Source organism: Pseudomonadota bacterium (assembly GCA_008501635.1).
Lineage (GTDB): Bacteria > Pseudomonadota > Gammaproteobacteria > QQUJ01 > QQUJ01 > QQUJ01.
Genome location: QQUJ01000006.1, coordinates 16,700 through 36,429, shown reverse-complemented (window position 1 = coordinate 36,429; position 19,730 = coordinate 16,700). Strand labels below are relative to the sequence as shown.

The 19,730-nt window shown below is 62.9% G+C and carries 23 protein-coding genes and 1 riboswitch; of the genes, 19 read left to right on the top strand and 4 right to left on the bottom strand.

Annotated features, from left to right (window positions below; all coding sequences use genetic code 11):
- Positions 1 to 23 precede the first annotated feature (23 nt).
- The 17 genes from DWQ09_01680 (at position 24) to DWQ09_01600 (ending at position 15,739) form a co-directional block, all read left to right on the top strand.
- Positions 24 to 1,193 (top strand): EAL domain-containing protein, encoded by a 1,170-nt coding sequence (locus DWQ09_01680; protein ID KAA3630148.1) that lies wholly within the window; start codon positions 24 to 26, stop codon positions 1,191 to 1,193.
- 145 nt (positions 1,194 to 1,338) lie between these two features.
- Positions 1,339 to 2,190, top strand: coding sequence for a transglutaminase family protein (locus DWQ09_01675; GenBank protein KAA3630068.1), 852 nt, complete (start codon positions 1,339 to 1,341; stop codon positions 2,188 to 2,190).
- A 50-nt stretch (positions 2,191 to 2,240) separates the two neighbouring features.
- Positions 2,241 to 2,774 carry a GNAT family N-acetyltransferase gene (locus tag DWQ09_01670; GenBank protein ID KAA3630067.1) on the top strand — a complete coding sequence of 178 codons (534 nt, stop codon included), beginning with the start codon at positions 2,241 to 2,243 and terminating at the stop codon, positions 2,772 to 2,774.
- 83 nt (positions 2,775 to 2,857) lie between these two features.
- Positions 2,858 to 3,214: a DUF1304 domain-containing protein gene (locus DWQ09_01665; protein KAA3630066.1), complete on the top strand. Its 357-nt coding sequence runs from the start codon at positions 2,858 to 2,860 to the stop codon at positions 3,212 to 3,214.
- 53 nt (positions 3,215 to 3,267) lie between these two features.
- Positions 3,268 to 3,762 (top strand): RidA family protein, encoded by a 495-nt coding sequence (locus tag DWQ09_01660; GenBank protein KAA3630065.1) that lies wholly within the window; start codon positions 3,268 to 3,270, stop codon positions 3,760 to 3,762.
- 130 nt (positions 3,763 to 3,892) lie between these two features.
- Positions 3,893 to 5,167: an MFS transporter gene (locus DWQ09_01655; GenBank protein KAA3630064.1), complete on the top strand. Its 1,275-nt coding sequence runs from the start codon at positions 3,893 to 3,895 to the stop codon at positions 5,165 to 5,167.
- A gap of 117 nt (positions 5,168 to 5,284) precedes the next feature.
- Entirely contained in the window at positions 5,285 to 6,301 is a 1,017-nt protein-coding gene (gene moaA / locus DWQ09_01650; GenBank protein KAA3630063.1) for a GTP 3',8-cyclase MoaA, read from the top strand.
- Between the two features lie 2 nt (positions 6,302 to 6,303).
- Entirely contained in the window at positions 6,304 to 7,023 is a 720-nt protein-coding gene (locus DWQ09_01645) for a hypothetical protein (GenBank protein ID KAA3630062.1), read from the top strand.
- A 193-nt stretch (positions 7,024 to 7,216) separates the two neighbouring features.
- Entirely contained in the window at positions 7,217 to 7,540 is a 324-nt protein-coding gene (locus DWQ09_01640; GenBank protein ID KAA3630061.1) for an ATPase, read from the top strand.
- Positions 7,437 to 8,600, top strand: coding sequence for a hypothetical protein (locus DWQ09_01635; GenBank protein ID KAA3630060.1), 1,164 nt, complete (start codon positions 7,437 to 7,439; stop codon positions 8,598 to 8,600). Before DWQ09_01640 ends, DWQ09_01635 begins: the two co-directional genes overlap by 104 nt.
- 10 nt (positions 8,601 to 8,610) lie before the next feature.
- On the top strand, positions 8,611 to 10,527 hold the full coding sequence (locus DWQ09_01630; protein ID KAA3630059.1) for a hypothetical protein: 1,917 nt from the start codon (positions 8,611 to 8,613) through the stop codon (positions 10,525 to 10,527).
- Between the two features lie 22 nt (positions 10,528 to 10,549).
- Positions 10,550 to 11,005 (top strand): ATPase, encoded by a 456-nt coding sequence (locus DWQ09_01625; GenBank protein KAA3630058.1) that lies wholly within the window; start codon positions 10,550 to 10,552, stop codon positions 11,003 to 11,005.
- A complete protein-coding gene (locus DWQ09_01620) occupies positions 11,002 to 11,322 on the top strand; it encodes a hypothetical protein (protein ID KAA3630057.1) in 321 nt (106 codons plus the stop codon). Before DWQ09_01625 ends, DWQ09_01620 begins: the two co-directional genes overlap by 4 nt.
- Positions 11,319 to 11,969, top strand: a complete 651-nt coding sequence (locus DWQ09_01615) for a V-type ATP synthase subunit E (protein KAA3630056.1) — start codon at positions 11,319 to 11,321, stop codon at positions 11,967 to 11,969. The genes DWQ09_01620 and DWQ09_01615 overlap by 4 nt, the downstream gene beginning before the upstream one ends.
- A complete protein-coding gene (locus DWQ09_01610) occupies positions 11,962 to 13,743 on the top strand; it encodes a V-type ATP synthase subunit A (GenBank protein KAA3630055.1) in 1,782 nt (593 codons plus the stop codon). The genes DWQ09_01615 and DWQ09_01610 overlap by 8 nt, the downstream gene beginning before the upstream one ends.
- Positions 13,740 to 15,137: a V-type ATP synthase subunit B gene (locus DWQ09_01605; protein KAA3630054.1), complete on the top strand. Its 1,398-nt coding sequence runs from the start codon at positions 13,740 to 13,742 to the stop codon at positions 15,135 to 15,137. Before DWQ09_01610 ends, DWQ09_01605 begins: the two co-directional genes overlap by 4 nt.
- A complete protein-coding gene (locus DWQ09_01600; GenBank protein ID KAA3630053.1) occupies positions 15,122 to 15,739 on the top strand; it encodes a V-type ATP synthase subunit D in 618 nt (205 codons plus the stop codon). Before DWQ09_01605 ends, DWQ09_01600 begins: the two co-directional genes overlap by 16 nt.
- A gap of 105 nt (positions 15,740 to 15,844) precedes the next feature.
- Here DWQ09_01600 and cysQ read toward each other — a convergent pair whose 3' ends face one another.
- The gene (gene cysQ / locus DWQ09_01595) at positions 15,845 to 16,672 is read right to left on the bottom strand and encodes a 3'(2'),5'-bisphosphate nucleotidase (GenBank protein KAA3630052.1); all 828 of its coding nucleotides are present in this window, start codon (positions 16,670 to 16,672) and stop codon (positions 15,845 to 15,847) included.
- Entirely contained in the window at positions 16,662 to 17,210 is a 549-nt protein-coding gene (locus tag DWQ09_01590) for an ADP compounds hydrolase NudE (GenBank protein ID KAA3630051.1), read from the bottom strand. The genes cysQ and DWQ09_01590 overlap by 11 nt, the downstream gene beginning before the upstream one ends.
- 109 nt (positions 17,211 to 17,319) lie before the next feature.
- On the opposite strand from DWQ09_01590, the gene DWQ09_01585 reads away from it, so the two are divergent.
- A complete protein-coding gene (locus tag DWQ09_01585) occupies positions 17,320 to 17,988 on the top strand; it encodes a GMP/IMP nucleotidase (protein KAA3630050.1) in 669 nt (222 codons plus the stop codon).
- A gap of 10 nt (positions 17,989 to 17,998) precedes the next feature.
- Here DWQ09_01585 and DWQ09_01580 read toward each other — a convergent pair whose 3' ends face one another.
- On the bottom strand, positions 17,999 to 18,418 hold the full coding sequence (locus tag DWQ09_01580; protein KAA3630049.1) for a YkgJ family cysteine cluster protein: 420 nt from the start codon (positions 18,416 to 18,418) through the stop codon (positions 17,999 to 18,001).
- Between the two features lie 411 nt (positions 18,419 to 18,829).
- On the opposite strand from DWQ09_01580, the gene DWQ09_01575 reads away from it, so the two are divergent.
- Positions 18,830 to 19,036 carry a hypothetical protein gene (locus tag DWQ09_01575; protein KAA3630048.1) on the top strand — a complete coding sequence of 69 codons (207 nt, stop codon included), beginning with the start codon at positions 18,830 to 18,832 and terminating at the stop codon, positions 19,034 to 19,036.
- Positions 19,037 to 19,195: 159 nt separating this feature from the next.
- Here DWQ09_01575 and DWQ09_01570 read toward each other — a convergent pair whose 3' ends face one another.
- Positions 19,196 to 19,405: a hypothetical protein gene (locus tag DWQ09_01570; GenBank protein ID KAA3630047.1), complete on the bottom strand. Its 210-nt coding sequence runs from the start codon at positions 19,403 to 19,405 to the stop codon at positions 19,196 to 19,198.
- Positions 19,406 to 19,412: 7 nt separating this feature from the next.
- A riboswitch (cyclic di-GMP riboswitch) is annotated at positions 19,413 to 19,501 on the bottom strand.
- Between the last annotated feature and the right edge of the window lie 229 nt (positions 19,502 to 19,730).

Sequence of the window (19,730 nt, the reverse complement as noted above, 5' to 3'; positions counted from 1 at the left end):
TGCTATCCACAGACAAAGTGATCATGGTGCTCGAGGATCAGGACATGCAGCGGCAGATTGTCATGCGCATGTTGCACAGTCTGAACTTTCAAGAAGTGCTAATGGCCGCCAATGGCAGGGAGGCGCTGGAGTTGCTGAATTCCCCCTCGGTTCCGCAACCGGAGATCGTCCTGTGCGATCTGGATATGCCGGAAATGGACGGCATGGAGTTCATCCGGCTCATCAGTCAGGCGAAACCCCACTTGTCGGTCATCATTACCAGCAGTCTGGACAGGCCGTTGTTGCGCTCGGTTGAGAAGATGTGTGTTGCTTACGGTGCCAGGCTGTTGGGGACTATTGAAAAACCCATCGACACAGAACGCCTGATGGCTCTGCTGGAGCAGCACACGCCGGTTGACCGTGATTCGTCGGGTTATGCTGAAAAACAGCCGATGCTGACACTCGAACAGATTGTGTCGGGCATCGAAAGAATGGAATTCAGACCGTTTTTCCAGCCCAAGTTTAATCTGGTGACAGGGAAGCTGATTGGCGCGGAAGCCCTGGTGCGTTGGCTGCATCCACAGCACGGCATCGTCAATCCGCAGGCCTTTCTACCAGTCCTCGAACGAAACCGGCAAATGGACGATATTACCTTTCTGATGCTGGCGCTATCCGCCCAAAGTTGCCGGTCGTGGCGACAGCGCGGATACGAAGTTCCGGTTTCGGTGAACCTGTCGCTCGTTTCGCTCTCCGATACCACTTTCGCGGAGAAGGTGTTGAATACGGTGCGTATTGCCAAATTGGAGCCACAATACGTCACGCTGGAAATTACCGAAACCGCCGCGACCGCAGAGATAGCTCCGGTGCTGGAGAATCTGTCCCGGCTTCGCATGTGGGGATTCGGCCTTTCCATCGATGATTATGGAACCGGATTCTCCAGCATGCAGCAACTGACGCGAGCGCCTTTCAGCGAACTCAAAATAGACAGGAGTTTTGTCACCGGCTGTGCCGGGAGTTCGGAGGCGCAGATCATCATCCAGTCAAGCCTGGCGGTTGCCAAGGGGATGGCGATCACAACGGTCGCCGAAGGTATAGAAACCCAAGCGGATTGGGAACTCCTGAGAGAGATGGGCTGTGATGCGGCGCAGGGGTTTTTCCTGGCAAAACCCATGGACGACGCAGCGTTTGTCGATTTTTGTGCGGCGCATGCATGATGGGCGCCCGATCCCGGTTGGGGATGGTTCTGCGCAGAGTCCGCCCCCGCTGCAATCGACGGCAACTGGAAACAGGGGTGCACGGGGCCGGGCACGGTTTCGAGCAAGCTGGCAACCCTGCAGAACACAGTGGGCAGGATGAATAATGCAGCGTTATAAGATTCTGCATCGTACCTATTACAATTTCTCCGCCGCTGTGCAGCTCGGACCCCATGCTTTGCGTTTGCGGCCTAGAGAAGGCCACAATTTGCGGATCGAGTCATCGAAGCTGGACATCTCACCGCGGGCCAATCTGCAGTGGTTTTTTGATGTCGAAGACAACTCGGTGGCCATTGCCACCTTCGATAGATCGACCAATCAACTCCTGATTGAGAGCGAAGTGATCATTCAGCAATACGATCAGACCCCGTTCAATTTCCTGGTGACTGATGCGGCGGCGGATTACCCGTTCACCTACGCGGCAGAGGACGAGTTGGTGTTGGCCCCCTATAGGGTGGCTGCCGAGGAGCCTGGCGACGATGCGCTCGCTGAGTGGATCAAGGGTATCTGGCAACCCGGCGAGTCCCTCCCAACCTTTGCCTTACTGCAACGACTCAACGGCGCCATCCACCAGGGATGCTCCTACCGGTTGCGCGAGGAACCCGGCGTACAAGCCGCGACGCGGACGCTGGAGCTGGGTACGGGTTCGTGCCGCGATTTCGCGCAGCTGTTCATCGAGGTGGCACGGCACCTGGGTTTTGCTGCACGCTTTGTCAGCGGTTATCTCCACGCCCCGCCCACGACAATCGATTTCGGTTCGACCCATGCCTGGGCCGAGGTGTACCTGCCCGGTGTGGGATGGAAGGGGTTCGATCCCACGGTGGGTGAACTCGTCGGGCCCAACCATATCGCTGTGGCGGTGGCGAGGTTGCCGGAATCGGTGCCGCCGGTAGCTGGTTCATTCGTTGGTCCGCCCGGAACGGCGCTCGACGTGGGTGTCTGGGTGAGCGCTCTATAAACGGGCGGCCGAATATCATGGCGCACAGTCGAGTGCGGACTGAGACCGGCATGGCTGTCAGGCGGCTGCTTCCAGCGCATGCATCGGCGTATCAGGCGCTTATGCTGGAAGCGTACGCATTGCATCCCGATGCGTTCACATCGAGCGCCGCGGAGCGCGCTGTGCTCGCGCCTGACTGGTGGGCAGCGCGCTTATCGGGTGACTCGCAAGCTGCCGAGATCGTGGTCGGCGTATTTCAAGGGCAATGCCTGGCGGGGGTCGCCGGTCTCGCGTTCGAATCGCGCGAGGAGGTTCGCCACAAAGCGAGGCTTTTCGGCATGTATGTGGCGGTCAGGTTTCGGCGTCGCGGTTTCGGTCGTCAATTGGTCCAGGCCGCGTTGGCGGAGGCCAAGACGCGCACCGGCATGCGGGTGGTTCAGTTGACCGTGACACAGGGGAATCAGGCCGCCCAGGCGTTGTACGTGCAATGCGGCTTCGTTCCGTTTGGCATCGAACCGCTGGCGGTTGCCGTGGGCGCTGGCTTCGTGTCGAAAATCCAGATGTGGTGCGACGTCGGCACCAGCGAGGCCAACGCGCGGAACTGACCTCGGGTTCAAACCTGCAGGCACCGCCAGACTGTTGTTTACCGCTCGCTGCCAACACTCAGCGCTCTACGGAAGGAAATGCCGTGACCACCGCTGCCAATATCGTCATCGCCCTGGTCGCTCTGCTGCATGTCTACTTTTTGGTGCTGGAGATGTTTCTGTGGGATAAGCCTCTGGGGCTGCGAACCTTCGGTCAAACAAGAGCGGCTGCTGCCGCGACCAAAGTCTTGGCCGCCAACCAGGGTCTGTACAACGGGTTTCTGGCCGCTGGCCTCATCTGGGGGCTGAGCCTGGGCGCCGACGGCACCAGCATCAAAATCTTCTTTCTGAGTTGCATCCTGGTGGCGGGCATCTTTGGTGCGGCGACAGCCGATCGCAAGATTCTCTTTGTACAAGCGTTCCCCGCGGCGATAGGCTTGGCGCTGGTGGGGCTCTCCTGAACGGTGAGCACCTCCTATCTTTAGAGACGCTTGACGCTATCGCGAGGTGATCCATGGCCATCATTGAACAACGACTATCGGCGCTGGGGCTGGTGCTGCCGCCGCCTGTGAAACCGCCTCCCGGTGTCGTGCTGCCGTTTCAGTTCGTCAGGCTGTCGGGTAACCGTGCTCTTGTCTCCGGTCATGGCCCGCAGAATGACGATGGTTCGATCGCCGCGCCGCTGGGTAAGCTCGGCGGAGAAATCACCGTCGAACAGGGCTATTTGGCCGCGCGCCTGACCGCGCTCTCGATTCTGGGCAGTCTCAAACGCGCGCTCGGCGACCTCGACCGTATCACCGCCTGGGGGCGCGTCTTCGGCATGGTCAACTCGGCTGAAGGCTTCAATCAACAACCCAGCGTCATCAACGGGTTCTCGGATCTGATACTCGAACTCTATGGTCCGGAGGTCGGCGCGCATGCACGCAGTGCGGTTGGGATGGCCGAGTTGCCATTCGATATTCCGGTTGAGATCGAAGGTGAAGTCGAGTTCGATCAGCAAATGAAGTGACTGGATCGGACGCCGCACTGGCGCGCTGATTTCACCGGTATGACGATAGCGTCAAGTACCGTAGTCCGCAGGCAGGGCGTACAAAACGGAAAGTAGGATTTGCGATGAGTCTTCAAACCGGCTTTCCGGTATGGTGGGATGGTCAAACGATTCCATGCCCATGATTGCCGCCGTCACCTCGCTCTTTTCGCTGCTACTCGGCACCGCCATCCTGTTGGGCGGGATCGGTTTGCTTGGCACGCTGCTCGGTGTGCGCGGCACTCTGGAGGGATTCAGTCAAAGCGAGATCGGCGTGATGATGTCCGCCTACTTCGCCGGCTACGTGGTGGGCACGCAGGCGGTACCGAGCATGATCCGCCGTGTGGGGCATATCCGCGCCTTCGCCGCCATGGCCGCCGTCGCCGCCGCGGCCGCGATAAGCCATGCGCTGTTCGTCACGCCCGTGGCGTGGATGGTGCTGCGCGCGGTGATGGGGGTATGCGTGGTCGGGCTCTACATGGTGATCGAGAGCTGGCTCAACGCCAACGCACCCAACGAGCGCCGTGGCCAGGTGATGGCCATCTACATGTCGGTCACGCTGCTGGCCATGGCCGGTGGCCAATATCTGATGTTGCTGGCGCCTGTTGCGGGTTTTGAGCTGTTTGCGCTGACCACGATTCTGATGGTGATGGCGCTGGTGCCGATTGCCCTGACCCGTATCGATCAGCCCGCGGTGATCGAACATCACGGGCTGCGGATTCGTCGACTGTTCCAGGTATCGCCGCTGGGCGTGGCCGGCGCCTTCGTGACCGGGGTGGCCAACAGTTCGTTCTTCGGCATGGCGGCGGTCTTTGCCGCGGGGATCGGGCTCGATGCACCGCGTATCGCCGCCTTCATGAGCGTCACCATTCTTGGTGGGGCGCTGCTGCAGTGGCCGCTGGGTCATATCTCCGATCGCTACGATCGGCGCAAGGTGCTGACGCTCAACTGCGCGGCCGCGGCGCTGCTCGGCGGCGTGGCTTACGGGGTGATGGATCACTCGTTGACCGGGCTGCTGGTCTGCATGTTCCTCTACGGGGGGCTGGCCTTCGCCGCCTATTCACTGAGCGTTGCCCACGTCAACGACCATCTGCCGTCGTCGCTGGCGCTGGAAGCCTCCAGCGGGCTGTTGCTGATCTATGGCGCGGGCTCGGTGCTGGGACCTGCCGTGGTCGGAGTGCTGATGGATGCCTTCGGCGTGAGCATGCTGTTGCTCTATTTTGCCGGCGCTTTTGGAGCGCTGACGCTCTTCGCGCTGTACCGCATGACGGTGGCTGCGCCGGTCAGTCTGGAGGATCAGGGGAGTTTTGTCGCGGTGATGCGCACCTCGCCGGCGGTGCTGGAACTGGATCCGCGCAGTCACCTGGAAGAGAAATCGACACCCTGAGATCTATCCATCGATTCCTTGATCTGTGGGGTATCGCGGCCGCGGCGATTCCGCTATCTTCAATCGCTCCACAGGTGCTTGCGCTCTTTAAAACCAGGCATTGGCAGTGAGTAAATGATGACCTCCGACGCCCAGGCTTCCACGCGACAACTCATCGACCCGTTCGGGCGCCGTATCGACTACCTGCGCGTATCGGTGACCGATCGCTGCAATTACCGCTGTTTCTATTGCATGCCGCCCGAGGGGCTGGAGTGGCGCCAGCAGCGCGACATCCTCAGTCACGAGGAGATGGCGCGCCTGATCCGGATCTTTGTCGAAATGGGCGTTAAGAATGTGCGCCTGACCGGCGGTGAACCCCTGGTGCGGCGCAACCTCATGGCGCTGGTGCGGATGATCGGCGAGATTCCCGAGGTCTGCGATCTCTCCATGTCCACCAACGCCCACCTCCTGGGGAGATTCGCGGCAGAGATGAAAGAGGCCGGTGTGTCGCGCGTCAATATCTCGCTCGATTCACTCGATCCCAAGGTTTTTTCCGAGATCACCCGCGGCGGCGATCTGGCGGCGGTGATACGCGGCATCGATACCGCGCTGGCCGTGGGCCTGACACCGGTCAAACTCAACATGGTGGTGATGAAGGGGCTCAACGACGGGGAGATCGAAGCGATGGTGGAGTTCGCTGTCGCGCGCGGTGCCGATCTGCGCTTCATAGAGACCATGCCGGTGGGCGCGGCGGGGGGCGAGGGGGTCGACTACTACTACCCGGCCGATCAGATTCTGGAACGGGTGCGTGCCCGCTTCGGCGGTGATCTGGTGCCGGTGGGCACCACCAGGGGCGCAGGTCCAGCGCGTTACTATCAGGTGGGAAACGGGTCGGTGCGCATCGGCGCGATCACCGCCATGTCGCGCCATTTCTGCGAGACCTGCAATCGGGTGCGGCTCACCGCCCGGGGGGATCTGGTCTTCTGCCTCGGCAAAGACGACTTCGTGCCGTTGCGCGACGAACTGCGCGGCGGCCTGAGCGATGAGGCATTGAAAGAGGTGCTGATCGGCGCTATCGCGCGCAAACCCATGAAACACGATTTCCTCGAAGCGGGGCAGGCGCCGCTGCACGATATGACCAGCCTGGGCGGCTGACCATGCCGCCGGTTCTGCCCGCACATCAGCGCATCGCCGCCGCGATGTGCGCCGCGACCGAGGATCTGCTCTGGCCGCAGCGCAACCGCTGGCTGGAGCGCAAGTTGCCCGATAGCGCGTTGCGGATCCGCACCGGCTGCGGGCGCGCCACCTACTGCCAGCAGCAGCGCCATCAATTCACCATCACCTTCGGGGTGCGCATGGTGAGCGAGAAGTGCGTCCCCGATCTGGCCGCGCAATGGCTGACGACGCGCGAAATCCACCGTTACGGCTACTGGGGCGGTCTGCCCGCGGTGGGCGAGCTGCTGGCCCATACGGTGTGTCATGAATTCGCTCACCTCATTCAGCAGGCCAACCGCTGGTGGCGGCGCGGTTCGGTGCACAATGCGCGCTTCTACGAGGTGTTGGGTAAGCTCTATAGCGAAGGAGCGGCGCATCAGGTGCTGGTGCGGCTGCGCGAATCAGCAGCCTGCACAGGGGTGGATCTGAACGCCACCGTACCGCCGCAATCGCTCCAGCCCGCTTTAGAGCTGCGCGATCGATTCGCACCTGGCGACCGGGTCGCCTTTCCCGGCCGGGGGCAGCGCAACTGGGTGGGGCGCATTCAGCGCGTCAACCGCTGCACCGCCACCGTCATCCCCGAAGATCGGCGCTTCCAGGTCACCTATTTTCGCGTGCCCTTTCATCTCCTGCAGCCGATCAGCGCCGCATCAGACGATTGAGCGCTGTCAGTGAAGTGCCGTTGCGGATGCACAGACGATGATCCGCGCTCCGGCGGCCGGTTCGATACCCCAGCACCATGAACTTATACTCTCTAGCCAATGAGGGAGGTTGCAGAACACCCGCGCCAGCGGTCACCCTGTGGGGACAGCGTAGTGCGTGATAGTGCCCGTCAGCACTGAAGCGAGAGAGAGAATGGAAGATACCCTGAAGCGGCTGTTGGATGCGGAGCTGCGCGCCGAGGAGGTGGTCGCCGGCGCCGAAGCGGAGCGGGAGCGCCTGATCGATCAGGCGCTGGCCGACGCGCGGGCCGTGGAGGCGCAGTTTGAAGCCCGCCTTCCTGACCTGCGCGCCTCCTTTCTCGGCAAGGCGGAGACGCGCGCCGCCCAGGCGATCCACGAATTGGAACGCCGCTATGCGGAGCGTTCCCGTCAGCTGCGCGAAATGGCCCAGCAGCGCGAGCGCGAGGCTCTGCGCGCGGCGCTGGAACTGGTGCTCGATCCCGCGCGGGAGGAGTGAGATGAGTGGTGCGGTGGCCCGCTACGCCTACCTCAATGCCCGGGTGTCGGGCATGGCGGACCGGCTGTTGCCCGCGGCCGAGGTGGAGGCCCTCATCGAGGGTAGTACACCCGAACAGGCCGCCCATGCACTGATTCCCGATTTGGCCGACCTGGGCCAGGAGGCCCAGGTCGATCCTGCCTTTCTGGAATCGGCGCTGCTGCTCGCACTTTTGCAGGAGTTTTCGGTGCTGGTGCGCGGTACCCACGGTAATGCCCGCGATCTGCTGATCTACTGGATTCGACGCTTCGAACTGGCCAATCTCAAGGCGCTGCTGCGCGGCAAGGTGGCCGGCCGCTCCGCTGCCGCGATTCGCGCTGAACTCGTCCGCCTGGGGCCGTTCGCCACTCTGCCTGCCGACCGCTTGCTGGCGACGGAGGATCTGGCGGAGTTATTGCGTCAGCTGGAGACCACCGCTTACGGCTCGATCGTGCATCAGGCGCGGCTGGCGTTCGAGGAGCAGCCGGAACTCTTCATCCTTGATGCGACTTTGGATCAGCGCTACTTCACCGGGCTGGCACGCCAGCTGCGCGGCTTCGACGGCAAGGACCGGCAGCTGCTCAACCGGTTGGTCGGTTCCTACATCGACCATGTCAATCTCGTCTGGTTGCTGCGCTATCGCTACGCCTACAATCTGCCGCCGGCCCAGGCCTTCTATCTGCTGGCGCCGGCCGGCCACCGAATTGCCGCGCGCGAGTGGTTGGCGTTGGCCGATCTGGGGTCGATGGCCGAATTGATCGGCGCGCTGCCGCGAACACTGGCGCAATTGCTGGAAGGAGCCGAGACCATCAGCGAGGTGCAGCGGCGGCTGCAGCGCGAGACCCAGTCGGTGGCGGAGTCGGTCCTGCGCGACGGTGGTTTCAGCGTGGCGCGGGCGCTGGCCTATCTGTTGCTGCGCGAGCTGCAGATGCAGCAGTTGCTGGCCGTGCTGAAGGGGCGGCAACTTGGCCTGGACTCCGCGCTGATCCGCTTTGCCGCCGGTTTTGGCGGTCAAGGGCGAGGTGGGGAAACGCGTGTTTAGACCGCAACGCATGCAGCGCGTCCATCTGCAGGTGCTGCGTGAGGACGCACCCAAGGCGGCGCTGCTGCTCGCCGACTGCGGTGTCTTCGATCCCCAGCCCGATAAGGGTGTCGACGCGCAGTTGCCGGAATTGCTGAGCGTGCGTTATCGCGAGCTTTACGAGAGCGCGCATACCCGACTGGAGAAACTGTGCGAGGCGTATCATCTGGCGCCCGAAGCGGGGGAGCCGGAACTGCGGGTCATCCAGGAGTCGGAGCTGGCCCAAGCCGATGACCGCCTGGGCGAGCTGTGGCGCGCTGCTTCGGATACACAGGAAGGCTTGCGGCGGCTCGAGGATCAGCGACGCGAATTGGAGCAGTTGCTTGAGACCCTGCAGAAGTTCTCTGCACTCGACGTCGATCTCGGTCACCTGCAGCGGCGTAAACGTTTTCTCGATGTGCGTGTGGGTACCGTCCCGGAAGCCAACTTGCCACGCCTCACCCAGGCGGTGTCGCTGGCCGGTTATGTCATCACGGTGTTTCTGGTGAGCGCGGGTACGGCCTACGTGGTGGTGGCGGGCCCGTCCGCGCAACAGGAGGGAGAGCTGAACCAGGTGTTGGAGGCCGCGGGATTTCGCGCGGTCAATATTCCCGAGGAGTTCACCGATCACCCCACCGAGGTGGCGCGCGATCTGCGCCAGCGGCTGCAGGAAATCATCACCCAGCGTCAGACGATGCAGGCCGGGTTGCAACGCGCGGCCCGGGAGTCGGAAGTCGAGCTGCAGGCGCTGCATGGTGTGTTGGTGCTGGCAGCGCCCTATGCGCGTCTCGCCGATGTGCTGCGCGGACGCGGAGGTCTCGCCCTGTTCAGCGGCTGGGTGCCATCCCAGCAGTTGCTGCGGTTGCAGCTCAAGCTCGAGGAGGGTCTCGTTCATCCCTTCGTATTGCACGCGCGTGATCCGTTTCCGGAGGAGAGTGAACAGGTCCCCTCCACGATCTCTCACCACCGGTGGTTGTGGCCCTTCGTCCAACTGGTGCGCAATTACGGGGTTCCCGGCTACAACGAATTCGATCCGACGCTGTTGTTCACGGTCAGCTTCCTGGTGATGTTCGGGATGATGTTCGGCGATCTCGGCCAGGGCGCGATGATTGCCGTGGCCGGACTGCTGCTGCCGCGGCGCTGGCGGCGGCTGCGTCCCGCCTTTCTCAGTGCCGGGATCTCATCGATGCTCTTCGGCTGGCTCTACGGCAGCGTCTTCGGGGTAGAGCATTGGCTGGAACCGTTGTGGATTGCGCCGCTCTCCGATCCGCAGCGCATGTTGGGCGTGGCCTTTTACTGCGGTGTCGGCTTTATTCTGCTGGCGACGCTGATCACCATCGTCAACCGGGTGGCGCAGGGGATGTGGCGCGATGCCCTGTTCGACGGTCGGGGTCTGGCGGGGGCGGCGATCTACCTGGGAGGTCTCTACGTTGGCAGCCTCTGGTTTCGCCAGCAGCCGCTGCACGGCTGGCACGCGCTGCTGGTGCTGATTCCCCTGGCGGTGGTGATGGGCTACTACGGTTATCGCAATCGGGCGGGCTTCGCCGAACGTCTGCTGGTGGTGGTGATGGAGGCGTTCGAGACGCTGCTCGCCTACGCCGCCAATACGCTCTCTTTTTTGCGCCTCGCCGCCTTCAGTCTCAATCACGTCGCGTTGGCGGTGGCGGTCTTCACCCTGGCGGACATGATGGGCGAAGCGGGGTACTGGATTACCGTGGTGATCGGCAACGTCGTCATCACGGTGCTGGAAGGGGCTATCGTGGCGATCCAGGTATTGCGCCTGGAGTACTACGAGGGATTCTCACGGTTCTTTACCGGGACGGGGCGCGAGTATCGACCGTTGCGGCTGGAGCGAACGACGGAGCGGAGGACGCAGTCGAAGCTGCGCGAACCGCGTTCTCACTCATAACGAGGGCACGAAAGGGGTAGCAATGTACGGGATGGTGGCAATCATTACGCTGAGTCTGTTGGGTATCGTCGCGCTGGGTATCTACCTGGAGATGCGCCCATTGGCGGAACGCCGACGCACGCGCCGCTGGTTCAAGGGCGCGGTGGGGCTCAATCTGCTGATGTTTCTGGGCGCCGAACTGGGCCTGCTGTTGCTGGGGGTTCAGGAGGTGCTGGCGCAGCCCGCTACCGCCGCGGCCGGCGGACCCGTCGAGGTGTCGGTGGGATTGGGTCTGGCGCTCATCGGTATCGGCATTCCCACCGCGCTGGCCACCATCGGCGCGGGCATCGCCGTCGGACCTGTGGGCGCCGCCGCGCTGGCGGTGATCGCCGAAAAGCCCGAGGTGTTCGGCCGCAGTCTGATCTACCTGGGGCTGGCCGAGGGAATCGCGATCTACGGCCTGGTGGTCACCATCCTGATGCTGGGACGAATCGGATGAGGATGATCGCCCTGGGGGGCGCTGCGCTGACGCAAGGCTTTGCCCTGCTCGGCTTCGAGACTCGACCGGATGCCACGGTTGAAGACCTGGAACAGGTGCTCCAGGAGCTGTTGCGCAGCGACGCCAAAGCCCTGGTGATCGTCGAACACTCGCTGGCCGAGGCGGGCGGTCCAGCGTTCCGTCGGGTGCGGGCGGAGGGAGGCCGCATTGTGATCAGCGAGGTACCGCCCCTGCATGCCCCGGCAGACTATCGGCCGCCCGTGGAAGCCCTGGTGCGCCGGGTGCTGGGCCCGAATGCGCTGGAGAAGAGCCTATGAGCGATGCACAGCAGATCGGCGATCTGGAGACTGCCCTCCTGGCGCGGGCCGAGAATCTGGCCGCTGAGTACCGCGAGCGGGGCCGCAGCAGTGCCGAGCGTATCGCCGAGGAGGCCCAGGCACGGCTTCATCTGCGCGAGGAGAAGGAAGTGCTGGCCGCCAAGGCCGAAGCCGAGCGCCTCTACGGCCGGCAGGTTCAGGCTGCGGAGATTCGCCTTCAGGGTGAACTGGATCGGCTGCGCTGGACATTGGTCAGCGCCACGCTGGCGGGCCTGGATGCCCAGCTCGACGCGTTGGTAAAGGACGCTCCACGCTATCGCGGGGTGTTGCAGGGGCTGTTGCGCCAAGGGGTGGAGGCGCTCGACGCAGAGGGTCTGGTGGCGCACCTCAACGCCCGGGATTATCGCCGCTTTGCCGCCGAGTGGGAGGCGCTGGTGAGCGAAGCCGTCCCAGGCTGCAAGCTCGCCCTCGACGAGGAGCCGATGCCCGGCAGCGGCGGCCTGCTGGTGCGCACCGCCGATAATCGGGTGCGGGTGGACAACAGCTTCGAAGGCCGCCGCGCGCGTCTGGCGGAAAATCTTCAGGAGGAGGTTCTGGAGCGCCTGTTCGCACCGGCGATGCTGGCGGGATGGGTGGAGCATGGGTGAGATTCTGTCGATAGACGGCCCCATCGCCCGCCTGCGGTTGCCGGGGGTGCGCAGCGGCGAGCAGGTGCGCATCGGCAGCCTGGGTCTGGTGGGTGAGGTCATAGGCCTGGATGGCGATCAGGCCGTGGCGCAGATCTACGAGGATACGGCCGGGCTGCGTCCCGGGGAGAAGGCCGAGGCGCTGGGACGGCCGCTTACTGTCGAGCTGGGACCGGGTCTGCTGGGGCAGATTTTCGACGGTGTGCAGCGTCCGCTGGCGGAGGTCTACCGCCAGAGCGGCGATTTCATCGCCCGTGGTCTGGAAGTGCCGGCGCTCGATCGGGAACGCGAGTGGCACTTTGTTCCCGAACCCGAAGTGACCGCCGGTACCCCGGTACACCCGGGGATGGTGCTGGGGCGGATCGCGGAGACGGCGAGCATCGAGCATCGCATCCTGGTGCCGCCGACGATCAGCGGCGAGTTGATGGAGCTGGCGGTGGAGGGCGACTATACCGTGGATACGGTGGTGGCTCATGTGCGTGCCGCGGGCGGGCAGGTTCACAAATTGCGACTCTTTCAGCGCTGGCCGGTGCGCACGCCACGCCCCTACAAGGCGCGCAATCACGCCGTGATGCCGCTGATCACCGGCCAGCGGGTGCTGGATACCTTCTTTCCGCTGTTGAAAGGCGGCAAGGGGGCGATACCCGGTCCCTTCGGCGCCGGCAAGACGATGCTACAGCAGCAGATCGCGCGCTGGACCAACGCCGATATCGTGCTCTTCGTCGGCTGCGGGGAGCGCGGCAACGAGCTGGTGGATCTGCTGGAGAGTTTTCCCCAGCTGACCGATCCTCACACCGGGCGTTCGCTCATGGAACGCACCCTGCTGGTGGCCAACACCTCCAACATGCCGGTGGTGGCGCGCGAGGCGTCGATCTACGTCGGCGTGACCATCGCCGAGTACTACCGCGACCAGGGCTACGATGTGCTGCTGGTGGCCGACTCCACCAGCCGCTGGGCCGAGGCGCTGCGCGAGGTGGCGGGACGCCTGGGCCAGATGCCGGTGGAGGAGGGGCATCCGGCCTATCTGGCCTCGCGGCTGGGGGCGTTCTACGAGCGCGCCGGACGGGTTACCGCACTCGGTGACAGGGAGGGTTCGGTAACCCTGGTCGGCGCCGTCTCGCCCCCCGGTGGCGACTTTTCGGAGCCGGTCACCAGCCACACCAAAGAGGTGGTGCAGACCTTTTGGGCACTGGCCAAGGAGCTGGCGGACGCCCGCCACTACCCGACGGTGGATTGGCGGGACAGCTTCTCCGATTCCATTGCGGTGGCTGCTCGCTGGTGGCATCAGGAGGTGGACGAGCGGTGGAGCCAGCGTCGCGAGGCGGCGCTGGGGTTGCTCACCGAGGCCGACGAACTGGCGCAGATCGTCAACCTGGTGGGGCCTGAAGCGCTCTCTTCGGGGCAGCGCTGGAAGCTGGAATGCGCCACGCTGGTGCGCGAAGGGATCCTGCAACAGAGCGCCCTCGATCCCATGGATGCCTACTGTTCGCCGGTCAAGCAGTTCATGCTGCTGGATCTGCTGCTGCTGATCCACGAGGAGGGGGTGCGGCTGCTCGATCTCGGGCTGCCGGTGCAGCGGCTGCTGGAGCTCAAACTCCTGTCCCGGGCGCGGCGGCTCAAGGCCGAGTTCGACGATGATCGGCTGGAGGAGTTGCGCGCCTTCGGCAGCGAGATTCAAGCGGCCTTCGACCGGCTACGGACCGAGTGCCTGCCGCGCGAGGAGGAAAAGCCATGAGGGAGAAGGAGTACCGCACAGCAAGTGCTGCCCATGGTGCGCTGCTCTATATGGCGGCGGTGCCGGGGGTTGCGCTGGGCGATCGGGTCGCGGTGCGTGATCGTGACGGGGGCGTGCGCAACGGACAGGTGATCCTGAGCGGCCGCGACCAGGTGGCGGTGCAGCTCTTCGAGGGCACCGACGATCTCGATCTGGAGAGCACCTGGGTGCGGTTTCTGGATCGGCCCTTCGAGCTGCCGTTGTCGCTGGAATTGCTGGGCCGTATCTTCAGCGGTGTCGGCGAGCCGCGTGACGGGCGGCCGCCGCTGCTCTCTCGGGTACGGCGCGATGTCAACGGCGCGCCGGTCAACCCGGCGGCGCGCGCCTATCCGCGCGAGTTCATGCAGACCGGCATCTCCACCATCGACGGGTTGAACTCGCTGGTGCGCGGCCAGAAGCTGCCCATCTTCTCGGGCTCAGGGCTGCCCCACAACCGGCTCGCCGCGCAGATCGTGCGTCAGGCGCGGCTGCCCGGCGAGGAGGCCAACTTCTCCATCGTCTTCGCCGCCATGGGGGTCTCCTACGCGGATGCACGGCTGTTCCAGGAGGAGTTCGAGAACAGCGGTGTGCTGGGAAACGTGGTGATGTTCATCAACCTCGCCGACGATCCGCCCATGGAGCGGTTGATCCTGCCGCGCACCGCGCTCACCGCCGCCGAGTACCTGGCCTTCGACCAGGACCGCCACGTACTGGTGGTGATGACCGACATGACCCACTACGCCGAGGCGTTGCGCGAGGTGAGCACCGCTAAGGGCGATGTGCCGTCGCGCAAAGGCTACCCCGGTTATCTCTACTCCGATCTGGCGGCGATCTACGAGCGTGCCGGGCGCATCCGCGACCGTCACGGCTCCATCACCATGGTGCCGGTGGTGACCATGCCGAGCGATGACATCACCCATCCGATTCCCGATCTCACCGGTTACATCACCGAGGGCCAGATCGTGCTCAGCCGTGAGCTGCACAGCAAGGGCATCTACCCGCCGGTGACGGTGCTGCCCTCGCTCTCGCGGCTGATGAAGGACGGCATCGGCAAGGAGGAGACACGTTCCGACCACCCGCGGGTGGCGAGTCAGCTCTACGCCTCCTACGCACGCGCGATCGAGGCGCGCAACCTCGCCTCGATCATCGGTGCCGACGAGCTGTCGCGGCGCGACCGTCAGTACCTGCGTTTCGCCGACGCCTTCGAGCGCCAGTTCGTCAACCAGGGGGCGGCTGACGACCGCAGCATCGTCGAGACGCTGGATCTCGCCTGGGATCTACTGTCGCTGCTGCCGGCCGACGAGCTGACCCGCGTCACCGAAGCGGAGCTGGAGCGCTATCACCACCCGATGGAGACGGAATGGGCCGACGCCTGAACATTCCGCCCACGCGCAGTGCGCTGCTGGCAGTACGGCGCCAGGTCGCCTTTCTGGAACAGGGCCATCAGTTGCTGGAGCGCAAGAAAGAGCTGCTGACCCGCCTGGTCTACGAGCGTCTCGCCCAGTACCGCGAACTGCGCGGCGAGGCGCGCACGCTCCTGGCCGCGGCGTACCGTTGGCTGGGTATCTCCACACTGCGCATGAGCAGCCAGGCATTGGGCCAGGTGGCCATCGGTCTGGCGCCGGCGCTGGAAGTGGAGATTCTGCCGCGGCGCAGTCTGGGCGTGGAATATCCGAGCGTTACCGCGCGCCTGCAGCCGTTGCAGCCGGTCGGATTGCTCGGCACCGATCCGAGCCTCGATCAGACGCGCCTCGATCTGGCCCGTGCCGCGGTGGTGCTGGCGCGCCTGGGCGAGTCCGAGACGGCGCTGTGGCGGCTGCTGGAGGAGCAGCGCAAGACCCAGAAGCGGGTCAACGCACTGCGTTACAACATCATCCCGCGCTACCGCGCGACGGTGCGTTACATCGAGTCGGTGCTGGAGGAAGAAGAGCGCAATACCCTGTTTCAGCTCAAGCGGCTGAAGCAGGGAAGCGGATGACGTTGTTTATCTCGCCAGGACGCAAAGCGCGCAAAGGAAAAGATCGAAAGGTTTTTCCTGGCGATATTCGCGTCCTGGCGAGAGATCGGTGATGCCATTTCTCCGTCAATGCGTGAGGTAGCGATCCCACTGCCCGCGCGGATCGCCGAAGACAAAGAAATGCGGATTGAGAAGCGACGCTTTGGTGTTGTAGCGCAGGGGATTCATCTCCAGATCCGTCACCCGACCACCCGCCGCCTCCACCACCGCCTGCGCGGCCGCGGTATCCCACTCGCAGGTGGGGCCGAGGCGCGGATACAGGTCAGCCGCGCCCTCGGCCACCAGGCAGAACTTCAACGAACTGCCCATGGAACGCAGTTGGTGCTCGCCCAGCCGTTTCAGGTAGGCGTTGAGTTCCTCGGTGCCGTGGGACTTGCTGCCTACCACCGTCACCGCGCCGTTCGCCAGCGGGCGCACGTGGATCGGTTCACGAGCCTGATCGTCCAGTAGTTTGAATGCACCGACCCCTCTTGCGCCGGCATAGGTGAGGCGCTGCACCGGCGTGTAGACCACCCCCAACACCGGCTGCTGGTCCTCGATCAGTGCGATATTGACGGTGAACTCGCCGCTGCGTCTGACGAACTCCTTGGTGCCGTCCAGCGGGTCGATCAACCAGTAGCGGCGCCACCGGGCGCGGGTGGCGAACTCGGGGGGCGCGGACTCCTCGGAGAGGATCGGGAGATCGGGTGACAGTGCGCGCAATCCTGCGACGATGGCGTGGTGAGATGCCAGGTCGGCCGCGGTCAGGGGCGAGTCATCGTCCTTGTGCTGAACGGCGAAATCGCTGTCATAAACAGCCAGGATTTCGTCGCCCGCGCTGCGTGCCAGGGTGATGACGGGGTTGAGTAGTGATTCCAGATCGTTGGTGAGGCCGGTTGGGTCTTCAGGATTCATTGGCCAGGAGTTCTTTCACCATATACAGCGCGGCGATGCTGCGGGCCTCGGTGCAGTCGTCGCGCGCCACGAGTTCGGTCAGGCGGCTGAGCGACCAGGGTACGACCTCGATCTCCTCCGGTTCGTCGCCCGGCAGGCGCTGCTCGAAGAGATCCTGCGCGAGAATGATGTGGGTGCAGTGCTCCAGATAGCCGGGCGCCACACTCAGCGTATTGATATGGCTGAGTTGGCGCGCGCCGTGGCCGATCTCTTCCTTCAGCTCGCGGTTGGCCGCCTGCAGCGGCGTCTCACCGTCGGAGACCAGACCCTTGGGCAGGGCCAGTTCGTAGCGGTCGGTGCCAGCCGCATATTCGCGAATCAGATACACAGTGTCGCGATCAGCCATGGGCACCACCAGCACCGCTCCGTGGCGTGCCGTCAGCAGCCGCTCGTAATGCACTACCGTACCGTTGGGGAAGCGCAGTTCGCGCTCCTCGATACGAAAGATCCGCGAGCGGGCCACCTCACGGCGATTCAGTATTTCGGGCTTTTTTCTCATGAGATCGTGAGGTGACTGTCGGGGTTGGGATGACGCTTTCCAGTATACGCCGTGACGACAGTGGTCAGAAACCCGCCTACAATGTAGCCCGGTTCTAAGGGGTCGCATCATGCCGCAACTGCTCGAGTGGGACTGCATCGACACCGTGCTGCTGGATATGGACGGCACGCTGCTCGATCTGCATTTCGACAATCACTTCTGGCTGGAGCACGTGCCGAGACGCTACGGCGAACTGCACGGATTGGAAATTGAGCAATCACTGGCGGAGTTGCTGGCGCGTTACAAGGCGGTGGAAGGCACTATTGATTGGTACTGCATCGACTACTGGACGCGTGAGTTGGGCATGGATATCGCCTTGCTCAAGGAGGAGGTCGATCACCTGATTGCCGTGCACCCGCATGTCATCGAGTTCCTTGAAGCGTTGAAGCGCGCGGGAAAACGACGCGTTCTGGTAACCAATGCTCACGGCAAGGCGATCTCGCTGAAGATGCGGCGCACGCCACTGGGTGCCCATCTCGATGCCCTGGTTTGTGCCCACGATTTGGGTGTACCCAAGGAGGATCCGCGGTTTTGGGATCGTCTGCGCGACTGCGAACCGTTCGAACTCGATCGCACCGTGTTGATCGATGACAGCCTCGCGGTGTTGCGATCGGCCAGCAGCTATGGGTTGGGATACGTGCTGGGGGTGCGCAAACCTGATTCACAACAGCGCGAACGCGAAATCAGCGAGTTTCCAGCCGTACATCATTTTTTGGAACTCATGCCGGGAGTTCGGTGACCGCAGTGAGCTAGCTGTTTTTCTTAAACCGCCTATCCCATTTCTTGAAGCGCTTGCGGCAGTATTTATCCAGTGTTTCGTAGCTGTCGAAAAAGATTTCGAAATGTTTTTCGGCGGGTTCGTCGTGCTCGCAAAAATCGTTGTCATAGTCGCGACAGATCTGGGGGCGGGTCTCATAGATGCCACAACCACCGTTGCTCAGCAGATGTCTGCAGCGCGAATTGAAAAGCAGAAACCAGCCGTCTTCGTCCTTATAGGCCTGGACGTTTTCGTGGGACAGCTGCCAGAGCAGAAAGTCAAACTCCTCCTTCTTTTTCGGCGTGTCGATGTGCTGTGTGATGTAGGTGCAACACTTGCTGTTGTGACAGAAACCGCATTTGGTTTCAGGCGTGATTTCTATGGTGCGGTGTTTTCCGCTCGCTCTGTTCATTGAATCGAAAGTGCAAGAAGTGACGAAGGGGTCGAGTATAGCAAACCGTGCTTCATCTAGAACCTGTCTCAAAATCCCACGCCAACTGTGCGGGTCGCTCGTGGTTTCAACGTCAAAAGCGCAACTCGATCGGTTTCGAGCACCAACAATCCGATTAACGCTTTGCCGCGCTGTTCACGGGCAGAGCGCGTGACCCCACAATCCTTGCGGCAGAGCGAATGACGCGCGATCAGTGTTGGAGGAATTGGCAGGCTGGGGACTTTTTGCAGATAAATGGCAAGGGGTTCGGCGATTGAACCGGGCCACCCCGCGCCGCATGCCCGGTTGATATTCCAGTCGTGCGTTACCGGTCTGAGCCAGCGCCGCCATCCGCTATAATCGCCACCGAATCCACAGCTGGCGGGAATTGGCATGACTGATAAGCGATTTGGGATACGGGTTGTTTTGCCAGAGGGTGATGCTATGGCGAAAGCGCATCTTTTGGAGAACCTGGAATACTTTCGCTGGTTTGCCTCCGAGCGGCGCCGCGACAGGGAGTTCGAGCAAATGCAGGAGCGTTATGTCTACCTGCGCTCGGGTGACAATCAAACGCAGGTGTTGACCAAGGTGGAGCGCTGACCACACTGCAAAAAAAACCCCACCCGGTTAGGGGTGGGGTGAAATGGCTGGGCCCAAATTGGGCCGCAGCACCCCCGGTTGGTGGAATCTGGTCGGAGCGAGGAGGAGCGAGAGTAAGCGAAGGAAATCGACCAGATTCCGTAAACTGAAGCCTATCCGCTAGGTGTCTCTCCTTTTCCAGCGATACGCGTCTTGCGGCGCATGCGGTAGGCGCGGCGCGATCGCCTCTGCGTAGAGCGGTTGAAACGGGTTGTTGCTTTCATGCCGCTTCTCCTTGGTGAGCATTGGTAAGAAGAGCGGCGTCAGGAGTTCGACCGGCCGACTGAGGCGCGGTGCGATTCTGGAGCGGATTCGGCTGATTCTGTTCATCAGTTTCTCCTGCAGCCCCTCTACCATGGTCATTTGCGACCTCAAGGCAGGTAGCTTTGCGATCCAGCCCTTTCGGGCGGGTTGCCTTTGTAACGAAACTCGTTATTGCTGAAGCACTATGCGTGCCAACTCAGTGCGCGGTTGGTCGCTTTTTGTCGGCTGCGTTTTGCAACGCTTTCTTAAGAGGTTGTAATAACAGGACTTTACAGAAAACCGTCGGGAGTGTTGCTGTCCACTGAAAGCGCGGGAGTGGTGCCGATCCTGAATGCGGGGAGGGATGATCCGGTCACAGTGGGGGATGCGACCGGGGTCACAAAGTGACGCG

Coding starts and splice junctions, on each gene's coding strand:
- DWQ09_01680 (KAA3630148.1), top strand. CDS start 24: ATGGTGCTCGAGGATCAGGACATGCAGCGGCAGATTGTCATGCGCATG.
- DWQ09_01675 (KAA3630068.1), top strand. CDS start 1,339: ATGCAGCGTTATAAGATTCTGCATCGTACCTATTACAATTTCTCCGCC.
- DWQ09_01670 (KAA3630067.1), top strand. CDS start 2,241: ATGGCTGTCAGGCGGCTGCTTCCAGCGCATGCATCGGCGTATCAGGCG.
- DWQ09_01660 (KAA3630065.1), top strand. CDS start 3,268: ATGGCCATCATTGAACAACGACTATCGGCGCTGGGGCTGGTGCTGCCG.
- DWQ09_01655 (KAA3630064.1), top strand. CDS start 3,893: ATGGTGGGATGGTCAAACGATTCCATGCCCATGATTGCCGCCGTCACC.
- moaA (KAA3630063.1), top strand. CDS start 5,285: ATGACCTCCGACGCCCAGGCTTCCACGCGACAACTCATCGACCCGTTC.
- DWQ09_01645 (KAA3630062.1), top strand. CDS start 6,304: ATGCCGCCGGTTCTGCCCGCACATCAGCGCATCGCCGCCGCGATGTGC.
- DWQ09_01640 (KAA3630061.1), top strand. CDS start 7,217: ATGGAAGATACCCTGAAGCGGCTGTTGGATGCGGAGCTGCGCGCCGAG.
- DWQ09_01635 (KAA3630060.1), top strand. CDS start 7,437: ATGCGGAGCGTTCCCGTCAGCTGCGCGAAATGGCCCAGCAGCGCGAGC.
- DWQ09_01630 (KAA3630059.1), top strand. CDS start 8,611: ATGCAGCGCGTCCATCTGCAGGTGCTGCGTGAGGACGCACCCAAGGCG.
- DWQ09_01625 (KAA3630058.1), top strand. CDS start 10,550: ATGTACGGGATGGTGGCAATCATTACGCTGAGTCTGTTGGGTATCGTC.
- DWQ09_01620 (KAA3630057.1), top strand. CDS start 11,002: ATGAGGATGATCGCCCTGGGGGGCGCTGCGCTGACGCAAGGCTTTGCC.
- DWQ09_01615 (KAA3630056.1), top strand. CDS start 11,319: ATGAGCGATGCACAGCAGATCGGCGATCTGGAGACTGCCCTCCTGGCG.
- DWQ09_01610 (KAA3630055.1), top strand. CDS start 11,962: ATGGGTGAGATTCTGTCGATAGACGGCCCCATCGCCCGCCTGCGGTTG.
- DWQ09_01605 (KAA3630054.1), top strand. CDS start 13,740: ATGAGGGAGAAGGAGTACCGCACAGCAAGTGCTGCCCATGGTGCGCTG.
- DWQ09_01600 (KAA3630053.1), top strand. CDS start 15,122: ATGGGCCGACGCCTGAACATTCCGCCCACGCGCAGTGCGCTGCTGGCA.
- cysQ (KAA3630052.1), bottom strand. CDS start 16,672: ATGAATCCTGAAGACCCAACCGGCCTCACCAACGATCTGGAATCACTA.
- DWQ09_01590 (KAA3630051.1), bottom strand. CDS start 17,210: ATGAGAAAAAAGCCCGAAATACTGAATCGCCGTGAGGTGGCCCGCTCG.
- DWQ09_01585 (KAA3630050.1), top strand. CDS start 17,320: ATGCCGCAACTGCTCGAGTGGGACTGCATCGACACCGTGCTGCTGGAT.
- DWQ09_01580 (KAA3630049.1), bottom strand. CDS start 18,418: ATGAACAGAGCGAGCGGAAAACACCGCACCATAGAAATCACGCCTGAA.
- DWQ09_01575 (KAA3630048.1), top strand. CDS start 18,830: ATGACTGATAAGCGATTTGGGATACGGGTTGTTTTGCCAGAGGGTGAT.
- DWQ09_01570 (KAA3630047.1), bottom strand. CDS start 19,405: ATGAACAGAATCAGCCGAATCCGCTCCAGAATCGCACCGCGCCTCAGT.